Source organism: Nonomuraea turcica, from assembly GCF_030718205.1.
Taxonomy (GTDB): domain Bacteria; phylum Actinomycetota; class Actinomycetes; order Streptosporangiales; family Streptosporangiaceae; genus Nonomuraea.
On the sequence record NZ_JAUZQF010000019.1, the window covers coordinates 22,012 to 47,707 of the forward strand.

The following is a 25,696-nucleotide window of genomic DNA, read 5'->3' on the forward strand; positions in this document are numbered from 1 at the left end:
ACTCGCGGCGAAATGTCGGTCGGGCTGGCTAGTCTGCGGCAGGTGATCGAACGGTGGAGCCGGGATCAGGTGCTCGCCCTCGCCCCTGACGCCTCTTCCCAGAAGGCTGCCCAGGGGATCGCGGCGCCGGGGAAGTGGTCGTCGCGTGGCACGACGGGCACGGTCCTGTATGGCGAGTGCAAGGGCAGCGGGGCCAAGCCCTACCTGGCGTGCGTCGACCTGACCGAGCCCGCCTACCGGTGCAGCTGCCCGAGCAGGAAGTTCCCCTGCAAGCATGCGCTCGGGCTGCTGCTCATGTGGTCCGCGGACGGGGTGCCGGAGGCGCAGGCGGCGCCGCAGTGGGTGACGGAGTGGCAGGAGGCGCGGGCGGAGCGCGCGGCCAAAGCCGCGGCCCGCCTCGACGCCGCCCGCGCCAAGGCCGCCGCCGACAGCCAGGTGGACGCGGCACAACCAGGCCCGGGCACGCCAGCCGGCCCCAGCACCGGCGCCTCCGGCCACGGGCAGGGTGCGGCAGGGCCGGGCGCTGGGCTCGGCACGGCCTCCGGTCCGCAGGGCGCGGCAGGGCCGGGCGCGGGGCCCGGCACTGGTGCCTCTGGTCAGGGGCAGGGTGCTACGGGGCCGGGCGTCTCGGGCGGGGCGGAGTCGCCGCGTCATGCGCGCGTCGCCTCCGGGCTGGCCGAGGTGGAGCGCTGGCTGGCCGACCAGGTGCGGCAGGGCTTGGCGGGGGCCGCCGAGCACGACTGGGACGGCCTGGCCAAGCGCCTCATCGACGCCCAGGCCCCAGGCCTCGCGGGCATCGTCTCCCGCCTGGCCCAGGTGCGGGCGGAGGACGACTGGCCGGGCCGGCTGCTGGAGGAATACGCCCTCATCAACCTGCTCGCCGTCGCCTACCGGCGGCGGGCCGAGCTGCCCGGTCCGCTCGCCCAGACCGTCCTGATCCGCACCGGGTTCCCGGTCACCAGGGAAGAGGTGCTTGCCGGGCCGGCGGTGCGCGACCACTGGGACGTGCTGGGCAGGCGAGAGGAGGTGCAGGACGGGCTGACGGCCCGCCGCGTCTGGCTCCGCGGTCGCCGCAGCGGCCGACCGGCGCTGATCCTGTCCTTCGCTCCGCAGGGCCGGCCTTTGGACGCCTCCCCGGTCACCGGCATCGTCATCGACGCCGACGTGGCCTTCTACCCGGGCGCGGCCCCCTTGCGCGCCCTGATCGCCACCCACCACGGCACCCTCACAGCTCATGGCACCGCTGCCGAGGCCGGCCCTGCGGCCCCGCGCGCTGCTGCCGAGGCCGACCCGACGGCCCCGCGCGCCGCTGTGCCGCAGGCCGTTCCTCCCGGCCTGTCGCCGGAGCAGGCGCTCGATGAGGTCGCAGGGGCGCTGGCCGAGGATCCGTGGACCGAGTCCTGGCCGCTCGTGCTGGCCGGGGTCGTCCCCGAGCGGACCTCGCTCGGAGGGCTCCCGCTGCACCCCAGATCCCGTGACCCGTGGCGGCTGATCGCCGTCTCGGGCGGACACCCGCTCACGGTCGCCGCCGAATGGACTCCGCAAGGCCTGCGCCCCCTGACCACCTGGGACGACGAGGGAACGGCGGTGATCGTGTGAGCACCTGGGAGGAGCTGGCGTCGGCGGCGCTGGTCGGCACCGACCGCAGGCCCTACCACGGGGTCCTACTCGAGGACGCGGCCGTCGCGGTGGCCAGGAGGCGGGCCGGGCGCGCCGCCGAGCGCCTGGTCAGGATCATGGGGGGCGAGCACGAGAGGCTGCTGCCCGAATGGCTCGCCGCGGCGGCGGGGACCGGTCGCCGGGTGCCTCCTTATGCGCTGCCCGAGCTGCTCGAACGCGGCCGCCGCGACCGCTCGATCCGGGTCCACCTCGGCGTGCTGGCCGGGCAGCGCGGCAGGTGGCTGGCCGGTCACAACCCGGCGTGGGCCTACCTGCTGGAGGAGCCGACGGGCCAGACGTGGGAGCTGGGCGGTTCGGCCGACCGGCGGGCGCACCTGCGTGCGCTCAGGGCGGCGGATCCCGGCCAGGCCAGGCGGCTGCTGGAGAGCACGTGGGAGCGTGAGACGCCCGACGACCGCGCCGAGTTCGCAGACGTGCTGGCCGACGGGCTGAGCATCGACGACGAGCCGTTCCTGGAGTCGGTGCTGGACGACCGGCGCAGGGAGGTGCGCCAGGCCGCCGCCAACCTGCTCGCCGGCCTTCCCGGCTCGCGCCTGTCCCAGCGGATGGCCGAGCGGGTGCGGGCGTGTGTCGCCATCGCCGGCAACGTCATCACCATCGAGGCCCCCCGCGAGTGCGACAAGGCCATGGAACGCGACGGCGTCAGGCCCAAACCCCCTCGGGGCATCGGCGAGCGGGCCTGGTGGCTCCAGCAGATCATCGCCCGCGCGCCGCTCGCGGTGTGGGGCCACCCGCCCGCCCGATTGCTCAGGATGCGGATCCCCGACTGGGACGCCGACGTGAAGGCCGCCTGGGTGCGTGCCGCCGTGCTGCAGAAGGACCCCGAGTGGGCGCGGGCGATGTTCGGGTGGGACCCGATCGCCGACCTCCTGGAGTCCCTCCCGGCCGACGAGCAGCAGGAGCTCGCCGCCGATTTCGTCCGCACGCACGACCTGGACAGCCAGCTCATCATGGTCCTGGGCGGCGTGTCCTCCCACTGGCGCGAAGGGCTGGCCACCGCCGTTCTCCGCAAGATCGTGAAGGTGGCCGCCACGCAGCCGTGGAACCTCGGCGAGCTGGTCAAGCTGGCCGGCGAGCGCATCGACCCGGCGTTGTTCCCGCTGGCGGAGAGCTACTCGCCGGTCGAGTCCATCCAGCAGGTCGCCGCGCTGCTGCGCTTCCGTGCCGACATGTACAAGGAATTGAAGGAGACCCCGTGACCGTTCTGCGCCCGCACGCGGAGGACCAATACGCCGAGGAGCTGGCCCTCCTGGCCAAGGACGACGACCGGCCCCGACCGCCGGGCTGGAAGTTGTCGCCGTGGGCCGTCACCACCTACATCCTGGGCGACGGCGACCGCGTCACCCCCAAATACGTGGGCGCGCGCCGCATCGTCGAGGTGGCCGTCGCCACGCTGGCGACCGACCGCGCGTTGCTGCTGCTCGGCGTGCCCGGCACCGCCAAGACGTGGCTGTCGGAGCACCTGGCCGCCGCCATCAGCGGCGACTCGACGCTGCTCGTGCAGGGCACCGCCGGCACCGCGGAGGAGGCCATCCGGTACGGCTGGAACTACGCCAGACTGCTGGCCGAGGGCCCCTCGATCGAGGCGCTGACTCCTTCGCCGGTGATGCGGGCGATGGCCGAGGGCCGCATCGCGCGCGTCGAGGAGCTGACCCGCATGCCGTCGGACGTCCAGGACGCGCTGATCACCGTCCTGTCGGAGAAGACGCTGCCGATCCCCGAGCTCAACCGGGAGGTGCAGGCCGAGCGGGGCTTCAACGTCATCGCCACCGCCAACGACCGCGACCGGGGCGTCAACGAGCTGTCCAGCGCGCTGCGCCGCCGCTTCAACACCGTGGTGCTGCCGGTGCCGGCCACCGCCGAGGAGGAGGTGGACATCGTGGCCCGCCGCGTCACCCAGCTCGGCCGGGCGCTGGAGCTGCCCGAGACCACGACCGGCCTGGAGGAGATCCGGCGCGTGGTGACGGTCTTCCGCGAGCTGCGTGCGGGCGTCACCGAGGACGGCAGGACCAAGGTGAAGTCGCCCAGCGGGACCCTGTCCACGGCAGAGGCGATCTCGGTCCTCACCAGCGGCATCGCGCTGGCCGCCCACTTCGGCGACGGCGTCCTGCGCCCGTCCGACGTGGCCGCCGGCATCGTGGGCGCGGTGGTGCAGGAGCCGGTGTCGGATCGGGTGGTGTGGCGCGAATACCTGGAGACCGTGGTCAGAGAGCGTTCCGACTGGCGCGACTTCTACCGCGCGTGCCGCGAGGTCTCATGAGTGTGCATGTTCTGGGCGTGCGGCACCACGGGCCGGGGTCGGCGCGGGCCGTCCGGGCCGAGCTCGAGCGCCTGCGCCCCGACGCGATCCTCATCGAGGGCCCGCCCGAGGCCGACCCGCTCATCCCGCTCGCCCCGGAGCTGGAGCCGCCCGTCGCACTGCTCGCGCACGTGCCGGGCGACGCCGCCAACGCCGCTTTCTGGCCGTTCGCCGGGTTCTCGCCGGAGTGGCAGGCCATCCTGTACGGCACCTCCGCGGGCGTCCCCGTGCGCTTCTGCGACCTGCCCGCGGCCCATTCGCTGGCCGGCCGGACCGATGAGGAGGTCTCGGAGCTGCGGGCCGACCCGATCGGCTCGCTCGCCGCGGCCGCCGGATACGACGACCCCGAACGCTGGTGGGAGGACGTCGTCGAGCACCGCGGCGACACCCCCTTCGAGGTGATCGCCGAGGCCATGGCCGCCGTACGCGAAGGCTACGAGCCGGACGAGCGGGAGGCCAGGCGCGAGGCTCACATGCGCAAGACCCTCCGCGCGGCGCTCAAGCAGGGCTACGGCAGGATCGTGGTGGTCTGCGGGGCCTGGCACGTTCCGGCGCTGGCCGGGCCGCTGCCGCCCGCGACAGCGGACACCGCGCTCCTGCGTGGGCTGCCGAAGGTGAAGGCCGAGCTGACCTGGGTGCCGTGGACGTACGGGCGGCTGGCCTCGTGGAGCGGCTACGGCGCGGGCATCACCTCGCCCGGCTGGTACCACCACCTGTTCACCGCGCCCGACCGGCCCGTCGAGCGATGGCTGGCCGAGGCCGCCGCCGTGCTGCGCGATGAAGGTCTGCCGGTGTCGTCCGCGCACGTCATCGAGTCCGTACGCCTGGCCGGCAGCCTGGCCGCGCTCCGCGGCCGCCCGCTGGCGGGGTTGAGCGAGGTCACCGAGGCGGCCAGGGCCGTGCTGTGCGAAGGCGACGACCTGGCCGTGGAGCTGATCCAGCGCCGCATGGTCGTGGGCGACCGGTTGGGCCACGTCTCCGACGGCACGCCGATGGTGCCGCTCCAGCGTGACCTGCGCGAGCAGCAGCGGCGGCTGAAGCTCAAGCCGGAGGCGCTCGACCGCGAGATCGACCTCGACCTGCGCAAGCCCCTCGACCTCGAGCGCAGCCATCTGCTGCACCGGCTGCGGTTGCTCGGCGTCGGCTGGGGGACGCCGGGGCAGACGCGCGGCAAGGGCACGTTCAGGGAGACATGGACGCTGCAGTGGCGTCCGGAGCACGATCTCGCCCTCATCGAGCACGCCGCCCTGGGCACCACCGTGAGGGCCGCCACCGCCCAGCGGGCCAGGGACCTGGCGGGCGCGCCGGGGGCGGCGCTGGCGGACCTGACGTCGCTGGTCGAGCAGTGCCTGCTCGCCGACCTGTCAGAGGCGCTGCCCGAGGTGCTGGCCGCGCTGTCGGCCAAGGCGGCGCTCGACACCGACGTCACACACCTGATGGCGGCCCTGCCCGCGATGGTGCGTGCCCACCGTTACGGCGACGTACGGGGCACGTCGGCCGAGGGGCTGGCGGTGATCGTGCGCTCGATGCTGGAGCGGATCTGCGTCGGGCTGCCGGTGGCGGTGACCGGGCTGGACGACGACGCGGCGGCCGATCTGCTCGAACACGTGGACGCGGTGCACGCCGCCGTCGCCCTCCTCACCGACCCGCCCTCCGACGGTGGGGCGTCGGCAGGGGAGGGCGTGTCATCCGAGGGCGTGTCATCCGAGGGCGTGCCATCTGAGGGCGGAGAAGCCGGGGCGGCGCCGCGGAGCCGGTGGCTGGTCACGCTGCGCGGGATCAGCGACCGGCAGGACCTGCACGGGCTCATCGAAGGGCGGCTGACCAGGATCCTGCTGGACTCGGGCGAGCTCCAGGACGCCGGTGACCGCATGTCCAGGGCCATGTCCAGGGGGCAGACGCCGGCCAGGGCGGCGGCGTGGGTCGAGGGATTCCTGGCCGGAGGCGGGCTGCTGCTGGTGCACGACGCGAGGCTGCTGGCCCTGGTCGACGACTGGATCGGCGGGCTTTCTGGTGACCAGTTCACCGACGTGCTGCCGCTGTTGCGCCGTACGTTCGGCAGCTTCGCCGTGCCGGAGCGCCGGGCCATCGGGGAGCGCGTCCGCTCGGCCGGGCGCGTGGAAGCGGAAGGGGAGCAGGACGTGGACGAGTCGCGCGCGGCGGCGGCCGTCACCACCGTGCTGGCGATCCTCGGAAAGGCGGGCGGATTCGGGCAGGCGGACGAGCTCCGGAAGGCGGATGGACTCGGGAGGGCGGGCGGATGAGCGCGGCAGATGACGAGCGGATGCGCCGGTGGCGGCTGGTGCTGGGCGGCGGGGACGCCGACGGCACCGGGTGCGGGCTTCAGGGCGCGGACGTGCAGATGGACGCGGCCCTGGCCGCCGTCTACGACCAGGATGGCCGGCAGGGCGGGCTGGGCGCGTCGGCGCCGCGGGTGGCCCGCTGGCTGGGCGACATCAGGACCTACTTCCCCTCCACTGTCGTCCAGGTCATGCAGAAGGACGCGATCGAGAAGCTCAACCTCACCAGGCTCCTGCTGGAACCGGAGATGCTCGAGGCGGTGGAGCCCGACGTGCACCTGGTCGGCACCTTGCTCGCGCTCAACAAGGTCATGCCCGACCAGGCCCGCGAGTCGGCCAGGGCCGTGGTGCGCACGGTGGTGGCGGAGCTTGAGCGCAGGCTCGCGCAGAAGACCAGGGCGGCCGTGACGGGCGCGCTCGACCGCGCGGCCAGGACACATCGCCCCAAGCGGGTGGCCGACATCGACTGGAACCGGACGATCAGGGCGAACCTCAAGAACTACCTGCCGGAACGCAACACCGTCGTCCCGTCACGGCTCGTCGGCTACGCCCGGCGCCAGCGGTCGGTGCAGCGCGAGGTGGTGTTGTGCATCGACCAGAGCGGGTCGATGGCGGCCTCGGTGGTGTATTCGAGTGTGTTCGGGGCGGTGCTGGCGTCGATGCGCTCGCTCAAGACGTCGCTGGTGGTGTTCGACACGGCGGTGGTGGATCTCACCGAGCGGCTGCACGATCCGGTCGAGCTGCTGTTCGGCACCCAGCTCGGCGGCGGCACCGACATCAACCGGGCCATCGCCTACTGCCAGGGGCTCATCACGAGGCCGGCCAACTCGATCTTCATTCTGATCAGCGACCTGTACGAGGGCGGCGTGCGGCAGGAGATGTTGCGCAGGGTCGCCGCGATGACGCAGGCCGGCGTGCAGGTGATCGTGCTGCTCGCGCTGTCCGACGAGGGCGCGCCGTTCTACGACCACGACAACGCCGCCGCGCTGGCCGCGCTGGGGGTGCCCGCGTTCGCGTGCACGCCCGACGCGTTCCCCGACCTGATGGCGGCGGCGATCGAGCGGCGCGACATCGCCCAGTGGGCCGAGCGGCAGGTGAGCGCGTGAGACCGCGACCCCGCATCGGGGCCGCGGTCACATGACGCTCAGTGGGCGGCCTGTTCCGGCCGGGCCCGGCGGGGCATCAGGAACGACAGCGCGAGCGTCAGCACCAGCAGCCCGACCTCGACCCATACCGTTACCTGCATCGACGCCCCGAAGCTCCACTCGGCGGCGAGCAGGTTGAAGAACAGCGTCCCCAGCACGGCGGTGCCGAGCGCAGCGCCCAGCTGCTGGATCGCGGTCAGCGTGCCGGACGCGGAGCCGGACTCGTGCGGCTCGACGCCGGCGAGCACGATGTCGAAGAACGGCGCCATGGTCAGGCCCATCCCGATGCCGACGAGGCCGAGACCGGGGGCCAGCTGCCAGCTGGTGACCTCGACGCCGGCCAGGTGGATGGTCAGGGCGAGCACCGCCGCGCCGGCCGCCATGACGACGGTGCCGATCTGCAGCAGGCCCCGGCCGAGCTTCTCCTGCAGGCCGGACATCGCCAGGCCGAAGCCGAGCACGCCGCCCACCGCCTGCGGCAGTCCGGCCAGACCGGCCTGCAGCGGCGTGAAGCCGAGCCCCATCTGGGTGTAGAGGCTGAAGACCAGGCCGAAGCCCATCATCCCGGCGAAGAAGGCCAGGCCGGCCACCAGGCCGCCGGTGAAGGCACGCTTGCGGAACAGTCCGGGCGTGACCAGCGGGTCCTTGCCCGCCTTGGCGCGGCGCGACTCGTAGCGGCCGAAGACCGCGAACAACACGATCGAGGCGGCCATCGACGCGAACGTCCACGCGGGCCAGCCCAGCTCACGGCCTTGGATGAGCGGGTAGATCAGCAGGAACGCGGCCGCCGACACCAGGGCGACGCCGCCGAGGTCGAGCCTGGTGGCGTTCGAGAGGCGGAACTCGGGCAGGAACCGGATCGCGGCCAGCGCGGTGGCCAGCCCGATCGGCAGGTTGATCAGGAAGATCATGCGCCAGCCGGTGCCGAAGAAGTCGGCGTCGACCAGCCAGCCGGCCAGGATGGGGCCGCCGACCGACGAGATGGCCATGACCGGGCCGAACAGGCCGAACGCCTTGCCCAGCTCGCGCGGCGGGAACATCTCCTTGATCAGGCCCAGGCCCTGCGGGATCATCACGGCCCCGAACAGGCCCTGCAACACCCGGCTGCCGACCAGCATCGCCGGGCTGACCGCGACCCCGCACAGCAGCGAGGCGGCGGTGAAGCCGAAGGCGCCGATCAGGAACATGCGCTTCCTGCCGTACAGGTCGCCGAGCCGGCCACCGGTGATCAGGCCGACGGCCATGGCCAGCGTGTAGCCGGCGCCCAGCCACTGCACGAGGCTGTCAGAGCCACCGAGCTCCTTCTGGATGGTGGGGGCGGCGATCGTGGTCACGAGCGCATCGAGTAAGTCCATGACCTCGGCGGCCAGGACCACGAAGAGCGCGACCCAGCGCCAGCGATAGGGCTGGACCTCGGTCGTCGCCATGGAGGCGGTGGTCGTCATGGGGACTCCTTCGTCATAACGGTGTTCTACGGACGAACGCTGTTCGTTACGAACACTGTTTTAGTGACGAACGGCGTTCGTGTCAAGTACGATGTTCGTATGGATCGCGAGAGGACAGAAAGCGTGCCGGCGCCGCCCTGGCGTAAGTCGCGCACGCCGGCGCCGGCCAAGCGGCAGCTGAGCCAGGACCTGATCGTCGATACCGGACTCCGGATCCTGGACGCCGAAGGGCTCGACGCGCTCAGCATGAGACGCGTCGCCCAGGAGCTCGACACGGGCCCCGCCTCGCTCTACGCGCACGTCGCCAACAAGGACGAGCTGCTGGAGCTCGTCTACGACCGGGTGCTCGGCGAGATCCGGCTGCCCGAACGCGATCCGGCGCGGTGGAAGGAGCAACTCCGCGCCTACGCCATGGAGGTGCACGGCGTGCTCGCCGGCCACGCCGACGTGGCCAGAGTCGCGCTGGCCAACATCCCCACGGGCGAAAACTCGGTCCGCATCGGCGAGTTCGTCTTCGGGCTGCTGATCGAGGCCGGCATGGCGCCGCGCCAGGCGTCCCTGGCGATGGACCGGCTCTCCCTCTACGTCGTCGGCGACGCCTACGAGGGCACCGTTCACTACGCGCGGATGCGATCGGCCGGGCTGACGGACCCCGGGGAATACTTCGAGCAATTCGCCGGGCAGATCGCCGCCTACTACCGGGAGCTGCCGGTGGAGCGGTTCCCGACCGTGACCAAGTTCGTCGACGAGCTGATCGCCGGCGACGGCGAGGACCGCTTCCGTTACGGGCTGGAGCTGCTGCTGGACGGCATCGAGGCACGCATGCCGTAGACCGCGCCCGCATGCCGTAGGGCTAATGGCCCAGGACCGTCTAGGTCCCGCGCCCGATGTGCCGGCCCGTGGCCCGGCCATAGCGTTGCCCGCCATGACGACGACTGTTGAGAGATCGGAAACGGCGGGCGTGGTGTCCGCCCCGTACCGGGCCCTGAGCTTCGGGCTGGTCGCGATCGTGACGTTGCTGGCGTTCGAGGCGATGGCGGTGGCCACGGCCATGCCCGTGGTGGCCCGCGAGCTGCGCGGCATGCACCTGTACAACCTGGCCTTCAGCGCCACTCTGGCGGCCAGCGTGATCGCGACGGTGCTGGGCGGGCGGTGGAGCGACCGGCGGGGCCCGGTGGAGCCGATCACGGCCGGCGTGGCGACCTTCGTGGCCGGGCTGCTGCTGGCCGGGTTCGCGCCGACCATGGAGATGTTCGTCGCCGGCCGGTTCGTGCAGGGGCTCGGGGCCGGGGCGACCCAGGTCGCGCTGTACGTGCTGGTCGCCCGGGTCTATCCCAGCGCGCTGCATCCCAAGGTGTTCGCCCTGTTCTCTGCCGCTTGGGTGGTGCCGTCCATGGTCGGGCCCGCGATCGCCGGCTTCGTGGTCGAGAACGCCGACTGGCGGTGGATCTTCCTCGGCGTCTCACTGATCGTCGTTCCTTCGGCGCTCCTGCTCTGGCGCGGCACCGCCGGCCGTGAGTTGGGCGGCAGCACCGCCGGCCGCGAGCTGAGTGGCGGCAGCGCCGAGCCCGCCCCCGGCCTCGGTCGCAAGCTCGTCTGGGCCTCGCTGACCGCCGTCGCCGCCGCGCTCATCCAGTACGGCAGCGCGCTCAAGCTCGTCGGCCTGCCGCTCCTCGCCGCCGGCGTCATCCTGCTGGCCGTGGCCCTGCCCAAGCTTCTCCTCCCCGGCTCCCTCAGGGCCGCCCCCGGCCTGCCCACCGCGCCCGTGCTGCGCGGCCTCGCGTTCGGCTCACTCACCGCCGCCCAGGTCCTCATCCCGCTCATGCTGATGAACGAGCGCGGGCTCAGCGCCACGGCGGCGGGCGTCGTGCTCACCGTCGGCGCGCTCGGCTGGTCCACCGGCTCCTGGATCAAGGGCCGCGGTCGCATGAGCCACCTGACCGCCATCCGCGGCGGCGCCGCCCTGCTCACGCTCGGGCTCGCACTGGTGACGCTCGTGCTGATCGACGCGGTGCCGATCGCGCTCGCGTACGTCGCCATGCCGCTGGCCGGACTGGGCATCGGCACGCTGCACCCCACCGTCTCCGTCCTGGTGCTGGAGATGTCGGCGCAGGGAGAGGAAGGCCAGAACAGCGCGGCCGTGGGCGTGGGGGAATCGGTGTTCACCGTGGTGGCCGTCGCGGGCAGCGGCGCCCTGTTCACTGCCACCGCCGAGAACTACGCCATCGGCCTGGCCTCCACCGTCGCGCTCGCGTTCCTGGCCTTCCTTCTGGCCCCGCGTTTGGTGCGTTCCGCGCGAGCAGGCAGTATGGAGGAAACCGCGTCATAAAAGGGGGGTACATGCCGCGAGTGCGGGAGCTTGAGGTCTTCCGGGTGGTTCTGCCATTCGGCAGGAGGTCGGAGACCCTGCTGGTGAAGCTCACCGACCACGGCGGCATGACCGGCTGGGGCGAGGCGACCTCCCCCCAGCCCAAGACCTGGTCGAGGCTCGAGGAGACGCTGGCCGCCCTGCTGATCGGCGTCGACTGGGAGCACCCCGACGCCGTGCCGAGCGGCGACTCCGCGGTGGACATGGCCTGCTGGGACCTGTGGACCAGGATGCGCGGGGTGCCGCTCGCGGAGGCGATCGGCGGCACCCGCACCTCGCTCATCGCCACCGTGCGCCTGACGCCCGACCCGTCGCCCGAGAGCCTCGTCTCCCGGGTCAACCAGCAGGTCTGCGCTGGATACGGGCACGTCACGCTGGACATCAGGCCCGGCTGGGACGTGGAGCCGGTGCGCGCGGTGCGGCAGGCGTACCCCGCACTGACCCTCGCCGTCGACTGCGGCAACGCCTACACCGACCTCGGCCAGCTCGTCGCGCTCGACTCCTACGGCCTGGAGGTGATCGAGCGGCCCTTCGCCGCCGGCGACCCCTACGCGCACGCCGCGCTGCAGGACCAGGTGGCCGCGTCGGTCGCGGTCGAGGTCGGCTCGACCGCCGAGCTGGACGACTACCTGACGCTGCGCGCCGCCCGCGTCCTGCTGCTGCGGCCGGCGGCGTTCCCCTCGCTGACCGAGGCCCGCCGCGCACACGACCGCGCCGCGGCGGCGGGCTGGGACATCCAGTGCACGGGCGGCCAGGGCGCGGGGCTGGCCAGGGCGGCGACGGTGGCCGTCGCCAGCCTGCCGGGCTGCACCCTGCCGTGCGACGTGACGCAGCCGCCCCGCCAGAACCAGATCGTCACCCCGATCGTGGGCGCCAACGCCGGCGTCGTCGCCGTCCCGCTGACCCAGTCCGGCCTCGGCCACGACATCGACGAGATGCGGCTGCGGCGGATGGTCAAGGAGTCGTTTCGCGCGTAAGGTTCCTACCTGATCATTTCGCGCGTGGGAGGCTCGGCCGTGCGGTTGACTCGGTGGCGCGTGTTACGGCTCCGGCTGGCTCTCGAACCGTCCGGCCTGTTGCCCCAGCCCGTGAAGCTGGCCGCAGGCGTGGTGGCGATCATGGGCGCCGGTGCCGGCCTGGTGCTGGTCAGCGGGGCCGTCGAGGTGGGGCCGATCGTGGCCGCCGCGTTCGCCGCCGGCGCGGTCGCGTTCGTGGTGGACAGGGTGCCGAGGCTCGATCGCTGGCGCGACCCCATGCTCCGGGTGGATGACCATCCCCGGTTGGCGCAGATGGCGGCCGACGCCGCGCGGGTGGCGGGCTACGACAGCCCGCCCCGCGTGCGACTGACCGCCCTGGCCTCCGTACGGGCCGACCGCAGGTGGCGCGGCACGCCCGAGCTCCTGCTGGGGCCGCCCCTGCTCATGGGGCTGAGCGCGCCGGACCTGCACGCGCTCATGGTCAGGGAACTGCTGGCGGTGAAGCTGTGGCGGCCGCATGAATACCGGGCCGTCCATCTGTTCCCCTTTCGCGCCACCTAGTCGGACGAGCTGCGGGATGCGTGCCGGCCACTGCGGCGCACCGTCTGGGGCGCGACCCGCTCCGCGGTCGGCGGAGAACACCTGTCCGCCGCCTCGCTGGCCGAGCTGTTCGTGACAAGCGCCTTCAACTGGCATCTGACCCGCTACGTGGCGCCGTTCGCGCACCGGGGTGGCGCCTTGGACGTCTACGAAAGCTTCCAGTGGAAGATCCAGCAGGATGGACTGATGGCTCGCATCGCGCCGCACGTCGACGCGTTCGCGGACGAACATCCGGATGAGAGGGAGCTGTTCGGCGAACGCCCCTGGACCATCCCTGAGCGCGTGCCCTCAGGGGTGGTGTCGCGGGTGGAGGGCAGGCTCGAGCGCCGGCTGGGGAAGGTGATCAGCCATCAGCTGCTGGGACGTGGCGGCTTCGTGCTCGGCCTGAAGCCGTTTCGGCTGGACGAGCTCCCGGTCGAGAGCTGGAAGGGCGTCCTGGTGGCGGAGCGCGAGTCCGTCCTCGAGGCCGCGACCAAGCTACTCGCCCGGCCCGCCACCGCGCTGGACGTCCTCGAGCTGGTGGTCGCCGGCCGGGCGGGCGAGCTGGAGTGGCGGCATGCGGAGCAGCCCTGTCCGCATCCCACGCCCGGCGTCTGCGTGCTGCTGCCGCTGTTCGACGTGGTGCTGCGGCGCAAGGGGTACGTGCACGACCACCCCTTCGTGCAGCGCGAGCTGGTCGGCCCGCTGGGCGATCGGGTCAATCTGGTAGAACTGGCAGCGAAAGCGGAGCGTGGCGAACCATACGGGATCCTGCTGGGGGCATGGATGACGGGGAGAGATCCTGACGAGGACGCCATCAGGCTGGCCGCCGAGTCGCTGGCTTCCGGAGATCCGGTGGGCTGGTTCGAGCGGCTTTACGCCGAATCGGCGAACGGGGACGCGATCGTGCCGTGGGACTCACGGTCGCCGCACTTCCTGCTGTCCGAGTGGGGCGTCCCCGGGACGGGGCGGGCGCTCGTCGTGGGGGCCGGGCTGGGGGAGGACGCCGAATACGTGGCGGGGCTCGGCTACGAGACGGTGGCGTTCGACGTGAGCGAGTCGGCCGTACGGCTGGCGCAGGAACGCTTTCCGGAGAGCGCGGTGCGCTATGAGGCCGCGGACCTGCTGGACCCGCCAGCGGAGTGGCGGCAGGCCTTCGACCTGGTCGTGGAGATCATGACCGTGCAGGCGCTGCCCGAGCAACTGCACGCCGCGGCCATCGCGCGGATCGCGAAGTTCGTCCGGCCCGGAGGCACGTTGCTGGTGATCGCCTCTGGGCGGGAGGAAGATGGGCCGGTGTTCGCGCCGCCGTGGCCGCTGACCCCGTCCGAGATCGCGGCGTTCGCGACGGACGGGCTGGAGAAGGGGACGATGGAGGACCTGCGCGACGGGGAACGGCACCGCTGGCGCGCCACCTTCCACCGCCCCGCATGACGACATATGTCAGAGTGGAACGCCCTGCCGATGAGGATGTCCGTGCCGTCGCTACGTAACCTTTTCCAGGCCAACCGCTATCCGGGCCGGAGTGTGGTGTGGGCGAGAACGCTCGACGGCGCGATGTGCGGCGGCTACCTGCTGACCGGCCGCAGCCAGGCATCGCGGGAACGGGCCCTGCGTGTGAGCGATCAGGAGCTCATTGTCGGCCCGACCGGTCCAGCCGCGAATGATCCGCTGCGCCACTACGTCGCGGCCATGCAACGTGACGGCTGGCTCGTGTTCGGCAACGGCGAGCAGGTGTCCACCGTTGCAGACCGCCTGCTGGAGGGGCAGCCGGCAGCCGTCGCGCTGGACGGCCTGGACTACGAGCCCGACCCGCCGATCTTCACGCCGCGGATCACGGTGATCGTGGATGTGAGCTCTCCGGCGGACGCGTGGTTCGGGGCGGCCCTCCGCAGCCTGGGCGACAGAACATCGACCAACGTGCTCACCCTCTCCGTCCGGGACCTGGCCCCCGGCGATGCCGTGCTGATGACCACGTACGTCTCCGACGGCCACCGCATCGTCACAGGAGAGCCATTCCTTGAAGGCCTGACCACGGCTGCGGACCAGGGTGGGCTGCTGGACGAGCTGTGGGAGGCACTCGATCCGCAATTTCGGGTGGCGGCGGCGACCTTCACGCCCCACCACCTCGCCGATGCCACCCTGCGCCACGCAAGCCAACGATGAGGCGGGCACGTCCCGCTGGGTTGGCGCGCAGACCTCAGCCGGTGAGGACGGGTGCCTCCTCCTGGCCAAAGGCGATCACGATGTATCTGCCGTTGGCGTAGCTGACCACCGGCCGCCCGAGCATGTCACCCACCCTGCGGGCGACATTCTGGAACATCTCCACCATCTCCGGCGTGTCGGCGGACACCCTGAACCGTCCATTGGCGAGGAGTTGCTCGGCGACCAAGGGGGAGAAGTTCGCCTCGGCCCGGACCTTCTCCTCAGCGCTGAGAGGGGTGCGCTGGGGCGCGGGCTGCGTGCCGAAAGAGTGGGACATTGATGATCTCCTCCTGATCGCCGTCGTTCTAGGATGCCATCCGCTCCGCACGCCTGGCCATGCCGCAGCAGTGCCGGCACCAGCGGCCGTACTCTGCCCGGGAGCGCGCACCCGGCCGAGCTCGTCACAGCCTGCTAGGCAACGCTCTGGCTGCCGCTTGGCCCGGGCGCGAGTCCTTGGACCAGTGGTGATAGAGCTCTGCGTAACGCTCGCCCCAGTCGATCAACTCGTCGTGGGTGCCCTGCTCGACCAGCCGTCCCTCGTGCAGCACGAAGATGACATCCGCCGCGCGGATCGTGTCGAGCCGATGCGTGACGGCGATGGTCGTGCGGCCGGCGAGCAGCGGGAGCAACGCTTGCTGAACCTGTTGCTCGCTTTCGGCGTCGAGGGCTGAGGTGGCCTCGTCAAGGATGAGGACGCGGGGGTTGTTCAGGATGGCGCGGGCGATGGCGAGCCGCTGTTTCTCGCCCCCCGACAGCCGGGAGCCGCGCTCGCCTACGACGGAGTCGTATCCGTCCGGCAGCCGCAGGATGCGGTCGTGGATCCGCGCGGACCTGCACGCGGCCTCCAGCTCGGCCATCGTGGCCGCCGGCTTGGTGTAGCGAAGGTTGTCGGCGATCGTCGCGTGAAGAAGCACCGGCTCCTGGGTCACCACGCCGAACAAGGCGGCCAGCGAATCGCGCGTCACGTGACGGAGGTCGGCGCCGTCGATGGTGATCTCGCCCTGGTCCGGATCGTGGAGCCGCATGATCAGGTGCGTCAGCGTGGTCTTCCCCGATCCGCTCTCCCCGACGATCGCGGCGAATTGACCAGGGCGGATCGTCAGTGTTACGTCGCGTAGCGCGGGCTGCCCATCGTGCAGGAACGTCACCCCGTTGAGCCTGATCTCACCCCGGATCGACTCCCGGCGTAAGGCGACCGCGCCCGGCTCCTCGATGAGGCCCGGTGTGTGATCGAAATACTCGAAGATCCGCTCGAACACCGCCGTGGCGGCGCGAAACTGAACCGTGACCTGCATGAGCTGGCCGGCGGGAAGGAAGAGCCGGGCCTGGAGCGAGGTGAAGGCCAGCAGGGTTCCCGGCGTTGACGTCTCCGCGAACCCGGCGGCGACGTAGACCACGGCCGGCATGACCAGGAAGAGGGCCTGGAGTGCCGCGCCCAGCGCCTGCGCCGACACGGCCGCCCGGAGCTGCAACCTGGACAGGCGCCGGCTCTCGCTCTGGAACCGCCGTACGCCATGGTCCTGACGGCCGAAGACCCGGGCGAGCAGGATTCCGGAGATCGACAGGGTCTCCTCGGCGATGACGCTCATCTCTGCCCGCGAGTGCTGGACGGCGGCGATGACCCGGCGCTGGTGTACGGCCACCTTCGCCGTGAGCCAGGCCGCGATCGGCAGCAGGCAGATCGAGACCAGCGTGAGCCGCCACGACAAGGCGAACAGGCACGACAGCGTGGTCACGCAGGTCAGCATGTTGGCGAGCATCGTGGGTACGGTGGTGCTGACCGTGGTCTGCACCTCCGCCACGTCACCGATCACCCGGGACTGGATCTCTCCCGTCCGCGTGCGGGTGAAGAAGGTCAGCGGCAGCCTCTGAAGGTGCGAGTACAGGCCGGTCCGCAGCCCCTCCATCACATCCTGCCCCATGCGGCTCGACAGGTAGGACTGCAGCACGCTGACCCCGCAGCCCAGCGCGGCGATCCCGGCCATCACGCCCAGCAGGCCGCAGAGCAGGCCGATCCGCGGTCCGCCGGGCGCGAAGAGACCCAGGTCGACCAGGTCTCTGGTGAGGAACGGGAGCACCGCACCGAGCCCGGCCGACACCAGGATCAGGAAAGTGATCAGGAGCACCTGTCGCGTGTACGGCCGGAAGAGCGACAGCACTCGCCGGTTCATCTCGTTGCTTCGCCGTACAAGAAGTCGGTGAACGTCTCGATCAAGGGCAAGCCTGTCATGCCTTCGACGAACAGCCACTGGCCTTGAGGGTTGACCTCGAGCCAGACGTATTCGCCGTCGTCGGTGAGTTTGAGGTCGAAGACGCCCATGGTCAGGTTCAGGCGCCGCAGCAGGGCGCGCAGGGCGTCCTCGATGCCGGACGGCAGACGGTGTTCGGCTGCGGCGATGTCGAGGTTCGGCCTCCAGTCCAGGTCATCGGACTCCAAGAGGGCGGCCAGCACGCGGTCTCCGAAGACCTGCACGCGGACATGGCGCCGTCCCGGGACCAGCTCCTGGTAGATGGCCGGGCACACGCGCATCGCCGGTTCGTTGGCCAGCAGCTCGTCGCTGACGGTCATCGTCTTGGCCGGAGCCTGCATCACCCCGCGGACGGCTTTGACGATCGCCCCTGGGTGTATGTCGCAGAATTTGCGGATCCGCTCGGGTGACTGGCTGACCAGTGTTTCGGGAATCCGCAGGCCGAGCTCGAAGGCCGCCCTGAGCTGGATGACCTTGTTCTGCGCCTCCCAGAACGGCGTCGGATGATCGACCCACCGCCCGCGGAAGTCGGTCATCAGCATGCCGAGCGCGGCGGCGTTGGTGTCGACGTTGATGAGCTCACGATCGACGGGATCGGTCACCTCGGGATTGGCCGACGTACGGGTGTTGCCCAGCCGCCGGAACCAGATGGCGTCGATCGCCCGGAGATCCACGGCCGTACCGTCGGTCGCCGGGAACACCGGCTCGGTGAATTCCTGTGGGGACCAGCTGAGGCCGGGAGCCTTGCTGAAGTGATCGCTTTCGAAGATGTGCACGGTCGCCGGGTAGCGCCGTTCCATTTCCGCCTTCACGGCGTAGGCGTGTAGATCGCGCTCATGCGTGACGACGGCAATCCGCGCGGACTTTTCGTGGATACGCATGAGCGCAACCCCCCTCTATTCGATGGTTAGTGTGGTGCGACGCCTACTACGGCATGTAGTCGCAGTCGTCCCAGCCGTCGCCGGAGCCGCTGATCGTCTCGTCCGGGTGCATCGACTCGATCTTGTTCAGCGCCCACTCCAGCTCGAGCCGCTCGATCAGGTTGCGCTCCCACTGCGCCAGCTGGGGGGCCGGGGCCACCGTCATCCGCTCCTGGCCCACAAAGATCGCGGGCCGGACCTGCGTGTCAACCGTCATCGTTCTTCCCTTCGACAGGGGCGGGACGTGAGTTCGCCCGCCTGCATCGAAGCTTGGCGGCCGGCACTTGTCGATCGCTTGGGTTCGGCTTGGACGTACGGCAGCCCTGCTGGGACGGTTTCCTGGAAGACCGACTAAGGCTGGGTGAGGGCGGCTTCGAGGAGGAGGGCGCCGGCGCCCAGCAATGCGGCGTCGCGGCCTGCTCTCGCTGGGGCGATTTCCAGGTCTCTGGTGGCCAGGGGGAGGCAGCGTTCCCAGACGGCGGCGCGGATCGAGGTGATCAGGGGTTCTGCTGCCGACAGGCTGCCGCCCACTGCCACCACGTCCGGGTTGAAGAAGTTCACCAGGACCGTCAGCACCTCGCCGATGCGGCGGCCGGCGTTGCGGACCAGGCTTGTCGCCTCAGGGACGGCGTCGTGCACCAATCCCACGATGTCGGCCGGGCGGGTCACCTCGATGCCGGCCTCCGACAGTGCCGTCATCAGGGCGGCGCCGCTCGCGTACGCCTCCAGGCAGTCCGGGTGGCCGCAGGCGCAGATGACGGAGGAGTCGGAGCGGACCCGGACGTGGCTGATGTCGCCGGCCGCGCCGCGGCCGCGGTGCAGGCGGCCGTTGACGATCACCCCGCAGCCTATGCCGGTCCCTGCCTTGACGACCATGAGGTTCTCGTGGTCCGGCCACCAGCGGGCCTCGCCGGCCGCCATCAGGTTCGCGTCGTTCTCGACGAGGATGGGCAGGTCGTAGCGGGTGGCGAGGTGGTCGGCGACGGGGAAGTCGTTCCAGCCGGGCATGCGGGAAGGGGTGACGACGCGGCGGGTGGCCGGGTCCACCGGGCCGGGGATGCCGGTGCCCACCCCGCGCAGCGGCACCCCGGCCGGTACGTGCGCCGCCACCAGCTCGTCGAAGGCGTCGGCGATGCGGTCGAGCGTGGTCCGCGGGCCGTCGGCGATCTCGCACGCACGCTCCTCCATCAGGAGCGGGGTGCCGCTCAGGTCGAGCAGACCCAGGCGTACGTGGTGAGCGCCCAGGTCGGCGACGGCCAGCACGCCGGCCGTGGGGGAGAGGCGGAGCAGGCGCGGGCGGCGGCCGCCGCGGGAGGCGCCGGAGCCCTCCTCGGCCAGCAGGCCCGCGTCGATGAGCTCCTCCACGCGCAGCGACACGCTCGACGCGGCCAGGCCGGATAAGCGGGCCAGGTCGGCACGGGACTCCGCCTTGCCGGTGGCGACGAGTCGCAGCAGGTCGCCCTGTGCCCCCTGCACGGGCAGCCGCTGATCCATGTGAGATACCTACCATGCAGAACTTCCGCCAGCAACGTATTGACTTGCTCCGAAATATCCCACTACGGTCCGGACTATCTTCGAAATCGAAGGAAGTGGACCGTTCATGAAGAGGTTTGTCGCTGTCGCCGCCGTCTCCCTGTTAGCCCTGACGGCCTGCGGTGAGTCGAGCAGCCCCGCCGTCCCCGGGGCCACATCCCCCCAGAGCGATGTCCTGGCCAAAGCGCCGGTCGCGACGGCGGCCGAGATCCTGCCCGGCTCCACCATGGAGAAGATCAAGCAGCGCGGCGAGCTCCTCGTGGGCGGCTCGCTGGACGCGCCCCTGTTGTCCCAGCAGAACCCGGCCACCGGCGAGGTCGAGGGCTTCGACGCGCAGATGGGCAAGGCCCTGGCGAAGTACATCCTGGGCGAGCCCAAGGTGAAGATCGTCAACTCGGCGTCGGAGACCAGGGAGGCGCTGCTCGCCAACGGCACCGTCGACGTGGTGTTCCAGACGTACACGATCACGGAGGAACGGGCGAAGCAGGTGGCGTTCGCGGGCCCGTACTACACCTCCGGTCTGACGATCGCGGTGAAGAAGGGCACGACGGGCATCACCAAGCCGGAGGACCTGAACGGCAAGAAGGTCCTGGCAGGCGCGAACACCCCGGCCATCCCCGCGATCAAGAAGCTGGCGCCGCAGGCCGAGATCATCACGTTCGGCAGCGACCCCGAGTGCATCCAGGCGCTCAAGCAGGACCGCGGCGTGGCGTATGTGCAGGACGAGACGATCCTCATCGCCGACGCCAAGAAGGACCCGTCGATCGAGATCGTGACGAAGCCGTTCACCGTCGACCCGTACGGGATCGGGCTCAAGCACGGCGACGACCAGATGAAGACGTTCGTCAATGACTGGCTGAAGAAGATGCAGGACGCCGGGGTCTGGCAGGAGATCTGGAAGACCTCCATCGGCACCGTCGTGACCGGCGAGGCGCCGGCGCCGCCGCAGATCGGCTCCGTGCCGGGGTCCTGATGGGAGTCCTTCTCGAGCACCTGCCCGAGCTGTGGCAGGGGTTGATCGTGACGTTCCAGCTCACCGCCGCGTCCTTTGCGGGCGCGGCGGTGCTGGGCGTGCTGGTCTGCGCGCTGCGCGTCAGCCCGGTAGGGGTGCTGCGCGCCCTCGGCACGGCGTACGTCGAGACGCTGCAGAACCTGCCGCTTCTGGTGCTGCTCGTCCTGGCCGTCTTCGGCCTGCCGGAGATCGGCATCCAGGCCGACTTGATGGCGACCGCCGTCGTGGTGATCGCCGTGTACGAGGCCGCCTACATCGGCGAGGCGCTGCGCTCGGGCGTGAACTCGGTGTCGAAGGGGCAGGGCGAGGCGGCCCGGGCCATCGGGCTGACGTTCGGCCAGTCGCTGCGGCACGTCGTCCTGCCTCAGGCGCTGCGCACGGTGGTGCAGCCGATCGGCAACATCTTCATCGCCACCACGATGAACACCGCCCTGGTCGCGGCCGTCGGAGTCGTCGACCTGACCGCCGCCGCCAACCGGGTGAACCTGGTCGAGGCGCAGCCCATCCCGATCTTCGTGGGCGCGGGGGTCGCGTACGGGCTGATCGCCGCCGCGGCCGGGTTCGTCACCGGCAGGCTGGAGCGCCGGCTGGTGGTCTTGCGATGAGCACCGTCCTGTTCGACGAGCCGGGGCCCAAGGCGCGCCGGCGCATCCGGGTCGGCACCGTGCTCGGCACGCTGGCCGCCGTGGCGCTGGTCGCGCTGGCCGTGCGGCAGTTCGCGGCGAACGGGCAACTCGACGCCGCCCGCTGGCAGCCGTACGCGACGTGGCCCATGTGGCGGTATCTGCTGGACGGGCTGTGGTCGACGTTCCTGGCGGCCGTCGTGTCGGCGGCGCTGTCGATGGCGCTCGGGCTGGCCCTGGCACTGGGGCGGGTCTCGCCGCGGGCGTGGGTGCGCGGCCCGGCCGCCGTCTACGTCGAGGTGGTCCGGACGATCCCGGCGTTGCTGCTGGTGTACGTGGTGCTGTTCGCGCTGCCGCGGTACGGGCTCGACCTGCCGCTGTTCTGGAAGCTGGTCGTGCCGCTGACAGTGTCCAACGCGGCCGCGTACGCGGAGATCTTCCGTGCCGGGATCAACTCGATCGAGCGCGGCCAGAGTGAGGCCGGCCTGGCCGTCGGCCTCACGCGCCTGCAGACGATGCGGCTGATCGTGTTGCCGCAGGCCGCCCGCCGGGTGCTGCCATCGCTCGTCAGCCAGTCCGTCGGGCTGCTCAAGGACACCTCGCTCGGCTTCGTCGTCAGCTACGGCGAGCTGCTCTACAGCGGCAAGGTCCTGGCCGCCTACAACGGCCTGCTCATTCAGACGTACCTGGTCGTCGCGCTGATCTACCTGGTGGTCAACGCGTCGCTGTCCAAGCTGGCCCGCACGCTCGAGGCCCGCCAGCCCGTCACCCTGAGAAGGAGAATCGCCCGTGCCTGAGCTCGCCGTCCTGGCCGAGGTGATCCGCTCGGGATTCGTGGAGAGCGTCCACTACGGCAGCGCCGTAGGCCTCGACCCGTCGGGGCGGGCCGCGGTGACGCTGGGCCTGGTGGACGCGCCGGTGTTGCCGCGCTCGTCGGCCAAGCCGTTCCAGGCGCTGGCCTGCCTCACATCGGGTGCCGCGCTGGCGGGGCCGCGGCTGGCGATCGCCGCCGGCAGCCACACGGGTGAGGATGTCCACGTAAGGCTGGTGCGGGAGCTGCTCGCGGACTACGGCCTGGACACCGGAGCCTTGCGCTGCCCGGAGTCCTGGCCAGAGGACCAGCCCACGATGCACGCGCTGATCAGGCAGGGCGCCGGCGTCTCGCGCGAGCGGATGAACTGCTCGGGCAAGCACGCCGCCATGCTGGCCGCCTGCGTCGCGAACGATTGGGACGTGCCCGGCTACCTGTCTCCCGGCCACCCCCTGCAACAGCGCATGCGATCGGTCACCGAGGAGCTGGCGGGGGAGAAGACCGCGCACGTGGCAGTGGACGGGTGCGGGGCTCCGCTGTTCGGGCTGTCGCTGACCGGGCTGGCGCGCGCGGCCCAGGCGCTGGTGCTGGCCGCGCCGGGCAGCGGGCCGCGGCAGGTCGCGGACGCGATGCGCGCCCACCCCGAGTACGTCGGCGGCACCGGCCATCAGAACACCGAACTGATGCGCGCCCTGCCCGGCGCCGTGGCCAAGGGCGGCGCGGAAGGCGTGCTGATGGTGGCGATGGCGTCCGGGCACGCGGCGGCGGTGAAGGTCATCGACGGCAGCCCGCGCGCCACCACGGCCATCGCGCTCGGCGTGCTGCGGCTGATGGGCTGCGACGTCACGTCCGCCGCCGCGTTCGAGCACGTGGACGTGCTGGGCGGCGGCGTCCCCGTGGGCCGGATTGCCGTCATGCCGGCTTAGCGCATCGGTCGCACGACTTCGCAGCGCTCGTTCACGCGCCTGCCTTTCCGCTGTGACGCGCCGTGAACGCGAGGATACGGTGCCAGGCGTCGGTGCACGCCTCCTGCCACTGGTCATAGGAGTCGTCGAAGAACGAGTGCGGTGCGCCGTCGTACACGTGCGCCTCGTATGTCTTGCCGGCCTGGTCGAAGGCGGCGGTCAGCGCGGCGTACTGCTCCGGGGTGGTGGCCACGTCGTCCCCGGCGAGCAGCATGAGAAGCGGCGCGGACGGTTGGGCCGTACGGTCGCCGAGGAATCGGGGCGGCCCGTAGAAGCCGACGGCGCCTGCCAGGCCGAGCCCGGAGGCGGCGAGCCGCCAGGAGTAGCCGCCGCCGAGGCAGAAGCCGACGCTGAACAGCGGGCCGGGATGCCAGGCGCGGATCGCGTCGGCGGCAGCGGCGGCGTCGGTCTCGACGTGGTGCGGTTCGAGCAGGGCCAGGTGAGCGAACCCGTCGAACGCGTCGTCGCGGGAGCCGGTGCCGGCGCTGCGCCCGTAGTAGTCCATCACGAGCGTGTGGAAACCTGCTTCGGCGAACCGGTGGACCAGGCTCGCGTAGAACGGGTGGAAACCGCGCACGTCGGGCAGCAGCAGCACATTGCTGCCGTTGGGCACGGCCGGGGCCGCCCGGTAGGCCCGGAAACGGTTGCCGTCGGCGGCGCCGATCTCCAATGCCGCGTGTGCGGCCACCCCTCCGGTGACGACGGGGGCGGCGGGCGGCCTGCTGTCGATGTCGTGGCACATGGTGGTCTTCTCCTTCAGGTCTGGTGAGGGGAAGCCTGCCGGGCGGGACGCGGGCGTTCCCAGGCCCTGGAGATACGGGTACTGGCAGGGCCACCATCCGCAACCGGCGAAGCCGACATACTGGACCTCATGGGAGATCGACCCGAGCTGGCACGCTTCCTTCGGTCCCGCAGGGGGCGGATCAGCCCCGAGAGCGCAGGGATCATCGGCGGAGGCCGCCGCCGGGTGGCCGGACTACGCCGAGAGGAGGTCGCCCAGCTCGCTGGAATCAGCGTGGAGTACTACCAGCGACTGGAGCAGGGACGTGCCGCCCATCCGTCTCCCGAAGTGCTCGACGCCATCGCCGCCGCACTCCGCCTCGACGACGTGGAACTCGAGCACCTGCGCACGCTGGCCCTCGCCGTACGGGAACACCGGCGCAGGGCGGCCCGGACCGGCCCGCCGGCCGAGGTCGCCCGGCCGGAGCTGGTGCGGATGCTGGACCTGGTCCATACGCCTGCCATGATCATCAATGACCGGTTCGACGTCCTCGTGGCCAACGGCGTGGCCGCCCGCCTGTTCACGCTCGAAGCGATCTTGTCGGCGCAGCGGCCGAATCTGGCCAGGCGGCTGTTCCTCGCCCCCGGCAGCAGGGATTTCTACGTCGAGTGGGACGAGGTCGCCGCCGTGACCGCAGGGCAGCTGCGGGTGGCCTCAGGGCTGTACCCGACGGACGCCGAGCTGGCCGAACTGATCCGCGAGCTCCGCCACGGCAGTGAAACGTTCCGCACGCTGTGGAGCGCCCGCGACGTCAGCGTGCGGACGAACGGGGTGAAAAGCTTCCGGCACCCCGCTCTAGGAACGGTGACGTTCAGCTACGAGCATTTCATCCCAGCCGGCGACTCCCGGCAGCGCCTGGTCGTGCTCGTCCCCGTCGCCGGCAGCGCCACCGAGGCCGCGGTCCAGCTGCTCGCGACCTGGGCGCACACAGCACGACCCAGAACCACAGCGTTGGTGACATAAGAACGGCCGCGCCTGCCAGGGGCATCGGCGCGGCCGTGGGCGCCACGGTAGATGTTCACCGTGCAATGGTCACCACGATAGCGCTGCGAGGCCGGCGGGGTGCCGGTTATCACCTTTCTCCGGGCGTCCCGATAGGTTGCGCAGAGGATCACTCATGGAAAGGAACGACGGTTGGCTGTCGATTTGGTGATCTTCGACTGCGACGGGGTGCTCGTGGACAGCGAGCCCATCTCCGTACGCGTGGGCACGGCCGCGCTGCGCCGCCTCGGCTGGACGATCGACGAGGCGGAGTACGCCGAGCGGTTCGTCGGCTGCACCAACGAGTACTGGGCCGAGCAGATCGGCGAGACGCCGGCGGGCTGGTGGGAGGAGTTGATCGATGAGTACGCCGCCGCGATCAAGGCCGAGCTGTGCGCCGTCGAGGGTATCGAGGAGGCACTCGACCGGCTGACCGTGCCCAGCTGCGTGGCCTCCAACGGGCGGCACGCCACGATCCGCCGCAGCCTGGAGGTCACCGGGCTGACGGAGCGGTTCGCGGGGCGGGTGTTCAGCGCCGAGGACGTGGCCGAGGGCAAGCCGGCGCCGGACCTGTTCCTGCACGCGGCCGCCACGATGGGGGTGACGCCGGAGCGGTGCGTGGTGGTGGAGGACAGCCCGTTCGGGGTGATGGCGGCGGTGAGTGCGGGCATGCGCTGCCTGGCCTATGCCGGCGGCCTGACCCCGGTCACCCGCCTGGCGGGCCTGGGCGCGACCGCGCTCTTCCACGACGCCGCCAAGCTGCCTGACCTGATCGGCGCCCTGGACTGACCTGCCCCGATCGCGGCCCGGCGACGTACGGTGA

The 25,696-nt window shown here is 71.3% G+C and carries 24 protein-coding genes; 17 read left to right on the forward strand and 7 right to left on the reverse strand.

All coding sequences use genetic code 11. From position 1 onward, the window contains the following. The first annotated feature begins 42 nt into the window (after nucleotides 1–42). Genes Q9G87_RS39890 through Q9G87_RS39910 form a run of 5 tightly spaced genes read left to right on the forward strand, consistent with a single transcriptional unit; the run spans nucleotide 43 to nucleotide 7,385 of the window. On the forward strand, nucleotides 43–1,599 hold the full coding sequence (locus Q9G87_RS39890; protein WP_371825898.1) for an SWIM zinc finger family protein: 1,557 nt from the start codon (nucleotides 43–45) through the stop codon (nucleotides 1,597–1,599). Beyond that, complete coding sequence (locus tag Q9G87_RS39895; RefSeq protein WP_305921783.1) at nucleotides 1,596–2,879, forward strand: DUF5691 domain-containing protein; 1,284 nt, start codon at nucleotides 1,596–1,598, stop codon at nucleotides 2,877–2,879. The genes Q9G87_RS39890 and Q9G87_RS39895 overlap by 4 nt, the downstream gene beginning before the upstream one ends. Then, on the forward strand, nucleotides 2,876–3,940 hold the full coding sequence (locus tag Q9G87_RS39900) for an ATP-binding protein (RefSeq protein ID WP_305921784.1): 1,065 nt from the start codon (nucleotides 2,876–2,878) through the stop codon (nucleotides 3,938–3,940). Before Q9G87_RS39895 ends, Q9G87_RS39900 begins: the two co-directional genes overlap by 4 nt. Beyond that, nucleotides 3,937–6,243: a DUF5682 family protein gene (locus Q9G87_RS39905; protein WP_305921785.1), complete on the forward strand. Its 2,307-nt coding sequence runs from the start codon at nucleotides 3,937–3,939 to the stop codon at nucleotides 6,241–6,243. The genes Q9G87_RS39900 and Q9G87_RS39905 overlap by 4 nt, the downstream gene beginning before the upstream one ends. Then, nucleotides 6,240–7,385 (forward strand): VWA domain-containing protein, encoded by a 1,146-nt coding sequence (locus Q9G87_RS39910; protein WP_305921786.1) that lies wholly within the window; start codon nucleotides 6,240–6,242, stop codon nucleotides 7,383–7,385. Before Q9G87_RS39905 ends, Q9G87_RS39910 begins: the two co-directional genes overlap by 4 nt. A 38-nt stretch (nucleotides 7,386–7,423) precedes the next feature. Here Q9G87_RS39910 and Q9G87_RS39915 read toward each other — a convergent pair whose 3' ends face one another. Next, nucleotides 7,424–8,869: an MFS transporter gene (locus Q9G87_RS39915; protein WP_305921787.1), complete on the reverse strand. Its 1,446-nt coding sequence runs from the start codon at nucleotides 8,867–8,869 to the stop codon at nucleotides 7,424–7,426. 99 nt (nucleotides 8,870–8,968) lie between these two features. Between Q9G87_RS39915 and Q9G87_RS39920 the strand changes: the two genes are divergently transcribed. From Q9G87_RS39920 to Q9G87_RS39945, 6 genes are all read left to right on the forward strand, one after another. Beyond that, nucleotides 8,969–9,700, forward strand: a complete 732-nt coding sequence (locus tag Q9G87_RS39920; RefSeq protein WP_305921788.1) for a TetR/AcrR family transcriptional regulator — start codon at nucleotides 8,969–8,971, stop codon at nucleotides 9,698–9,700. Between the two features lie 94 nt (nucleotides 9,701–9,794). Continuing rightward, the gene (locus Q9G87_RS39925) at nucleotides 9,795–11,198 is read left to right on the forward strand and encodes an MFS transporter (protein ID WP_305921789.1); all 1,404 of its coding nucleotides are present in this window, start codon (nucleotides 9,795–9,797) and stop codon (nucleotides 11,196–11,198) included. A gap of 11 nt (nucleotides 11,199–11,209) precedes the next feature. After that, entirely contained in the window at nucleotides 11,210–12,214 is a 1,005-nt protein-coding gene (locus Q9G87_RS39930) for an enolase C-terminal domain-like protein (protein ID WP_305921790.1), read from the forward strand. Between the two features lie 39 nt (nucleotides 12,215–12,253). Beyond that, nucleotides 12,254–12,775 carry a hypothetical protein gene (locus Q9G87_RS39935; RefSeq protein ID WP_305921791.1) on the forward strand — a complete coding sequence of 174 codons (522 nt, stop codon included), beginning with the start codon at nucleotides 12,254–12,256 and terminating at the stop codon, nucleotides 12,773–12,775. A 111-nt stretch (nucleotides 12,776–12,886) separates the two neighbouring features. Beyond that, on the forward strand, nucleotides 12,887–14,227 hold the full coding sequence (locus Q9G87_RS39940) for a class I SAM-dependent methyltransferase (RefSeq protein ID WP_305921792.1): 1,341 nt from the start codon (nucleotides 12,887–12,889) through the stop codon (nucleotides 14,225–14,227). 42 nt (nucleotides 14,228–14,269) lie between these two features. After that, nucleotides 14,270–14,959, forward strand: a complete 690-nt coding sequence (locus Q9G87_RS39945) for an IMP cyclohydrolase (protein ID WP_305921793.1) — start codon at nucleotides 14,270–14,272, stop codon at nucleotides 14,957–14,959. A 34-nt stretch (nucleotides 14,960–14,993) separates the two neighbouring features. Here the strand turns inward: Q9G87_RS39945 and Q9G87_RS39950 are convergent, their stop codons facing one another. From Q9G87_RS39950 to Q9G87_RS39970, 5 genes are all read right to left on the reverse strand, one after another. After that, a complete protein-coding gene (locus Q9G87_RS39950; protein WP_305921794.1) occupies nucleotides 14,994–15,275 on the reverse strand; it encodes a hypothetical protein in 282 nt (93 codons plus the stop codon). A gap of 124 nt (nucleotides 15,276–15,399) precedes the next feature. Next, nucleotides 15,400–17,169 (reverse strand): ABC transporter ATP-binding protein, encoded by a 1,770-nt coding sequence (locus tag Q9G87_RS39955; RefSeq protein WP_305921795.1) that lies wholly within the window; start codon nucleotides 17,167–17,169, stop codon nucleotides 15,400–15,402. Then, the gene (locus Q9G87_RS39960) at nucleotides 17,166–18,128 is read right to left on the reverse strand and encodes an ATP-grasp domain-containing protein (RefSeq protein ID WP_305921796.1); all 963 of its coding nucleotides are present in this window, start codon (nucleotides 18,126–18,128) and stop codon (nucleotides 17,166–17,168) included. Before Q9G87_RS39960 ends, Q9G87_RS39955 begins: the two co-directional genes overlap by 4 nt. Nucleotides 18,129–18,174: 46 nt before the next feature. After that, nucleotides 18,175–18,384 (reverse strand): hypothetical protein, encoded by a 210-nt coding sequence (locus tag Q9G87_RS39965; RefSeq protein WP_305921797.1) that lies wholly within the window; start codon nucleotides 18,382–18,384, stop codon nucleotides 18,175–18,177. Nucleotides 18,385–18,518: 134 nt separating this feature from the next. Next, on the reverse strand, nucleotides 18,519–19,661 hold the full coding sequence (locus Q9G87_RS39970; RefSeq protein ID WP_305921798.1) for an ROK family transcriptional regulator: 1,143 nt from the start codon (nucleotides 19,659–19,661) through the stop codon (nucleotides 18,519–18,521). A gap of 106 nt (nucleotides 19,662–19,767) precedes the next feature. On the opposite strand from Q9G87_RS39970, the gene Q9G87_RS39975 reads away from it, so the two are divergent. From Q9G87_RS39975 to Q9G87_RS39990, 4 genes are read left to right on the forward strand one after another with little or no spacing between them, the layout of a single operon-like run. Then, on the forward strand, nucleotides 19,768–20,673 hold the full coding sequence (locus Q9G87_RS39975) for a glutamate ABC transporter substrate-binding protein (RefSeq protein WP_305921799.1): 906 nt from the start codon (nucleotides 19,768–19,770) through the stop codon (nucleotides 20,671–20,673). Further along, nucleotides 20,673–21,317 carry an amino acid ABC transporter permease gene (locus Q9G87_RS39980; RefSeq protein ID WP_305921800.1) on the forward strand — a complete coding sequence of 215 codons (645 nt, stop codon included), beginning with the start codon at nucleotides 20,673–20,675 and terminating at the stop codon, nucleotides 21,315–21,317. The genes Q9G87_RS39975 and Q9G87_RS39980 overlap by 1 nt, the downstream gene beginning before the upstream one ends. Further along, a complete protein-coding gene (locus Q9G87_RS39985) occupies nucleotides 21,314–22,132 on the forward strand; it encodes an amino acid ABC transporter permease (protein WP_305921801.1) in 819 nt (272 codons plus the stop codon). Before Q9G87_RS39980 ends, Q9G87_RS39985 begins: the two co-directional genes overlap by 4 nt. Beyond that, a complete protein-coding gene (locus Q9G87_RS39990; RefSeq protein WP_305921802.1) occupies nucleotides 22,125–23,072 on the forward strand; it encodes an asparaginase in 948 nt (315 codons plus the stop codon). Before Q9G87_RS39985 ends, Q9G87_RS39990 begins: the two co-directional genes overlap by 8 nt. A gap of 31 nt (nucleotides 23,073–23,103) precedes the next feature. Here the strand turns inward: Q9G87_RS39990 and Q9G87_RS39995 are convergent, their stop codons facing one another. Next, entirely contained in the window at nucleotides 23,104–23,853 is a 750-nt protein-coding gene (locus Q9G87_RS39995; protein WP_305921803.1) for a dienelactone hydrolase family protein, read from the reverse strand. Between the two features lie 129 nt (nucleotides 23,854–23,982). On the opposite strand from Q9G87_RS39995, the gene Q9G87_RS40000 reads away from it, so the two are divergent. Next, entirely contained in the window at nucleotides 23,983–24,855 is an 873-nt protein-coding gene (locus Q9G87_RS40000; RefSeq protein ID WP_305921804.1) for a helix-turn-helix domain-containing protein, read from the forward strand. A gap of 171 nt (nucleotides 24,856–25,026) precedes the next feature. After that, on the forward strand, nucleotides 25,027–25,662 hold the full coding sequence (locus Q9G87_RS40005) for an HAD family hydrolase (RefSeq protein ID WP_305921805.1): 636 nt from the start codon (nucleotides 25,027–25,029) through the stop codon (nucleotides 25,660–25,662). The last annotated feature ends 34 nt before the right edge of the window (nucleotides 25,663–25,696 follow it).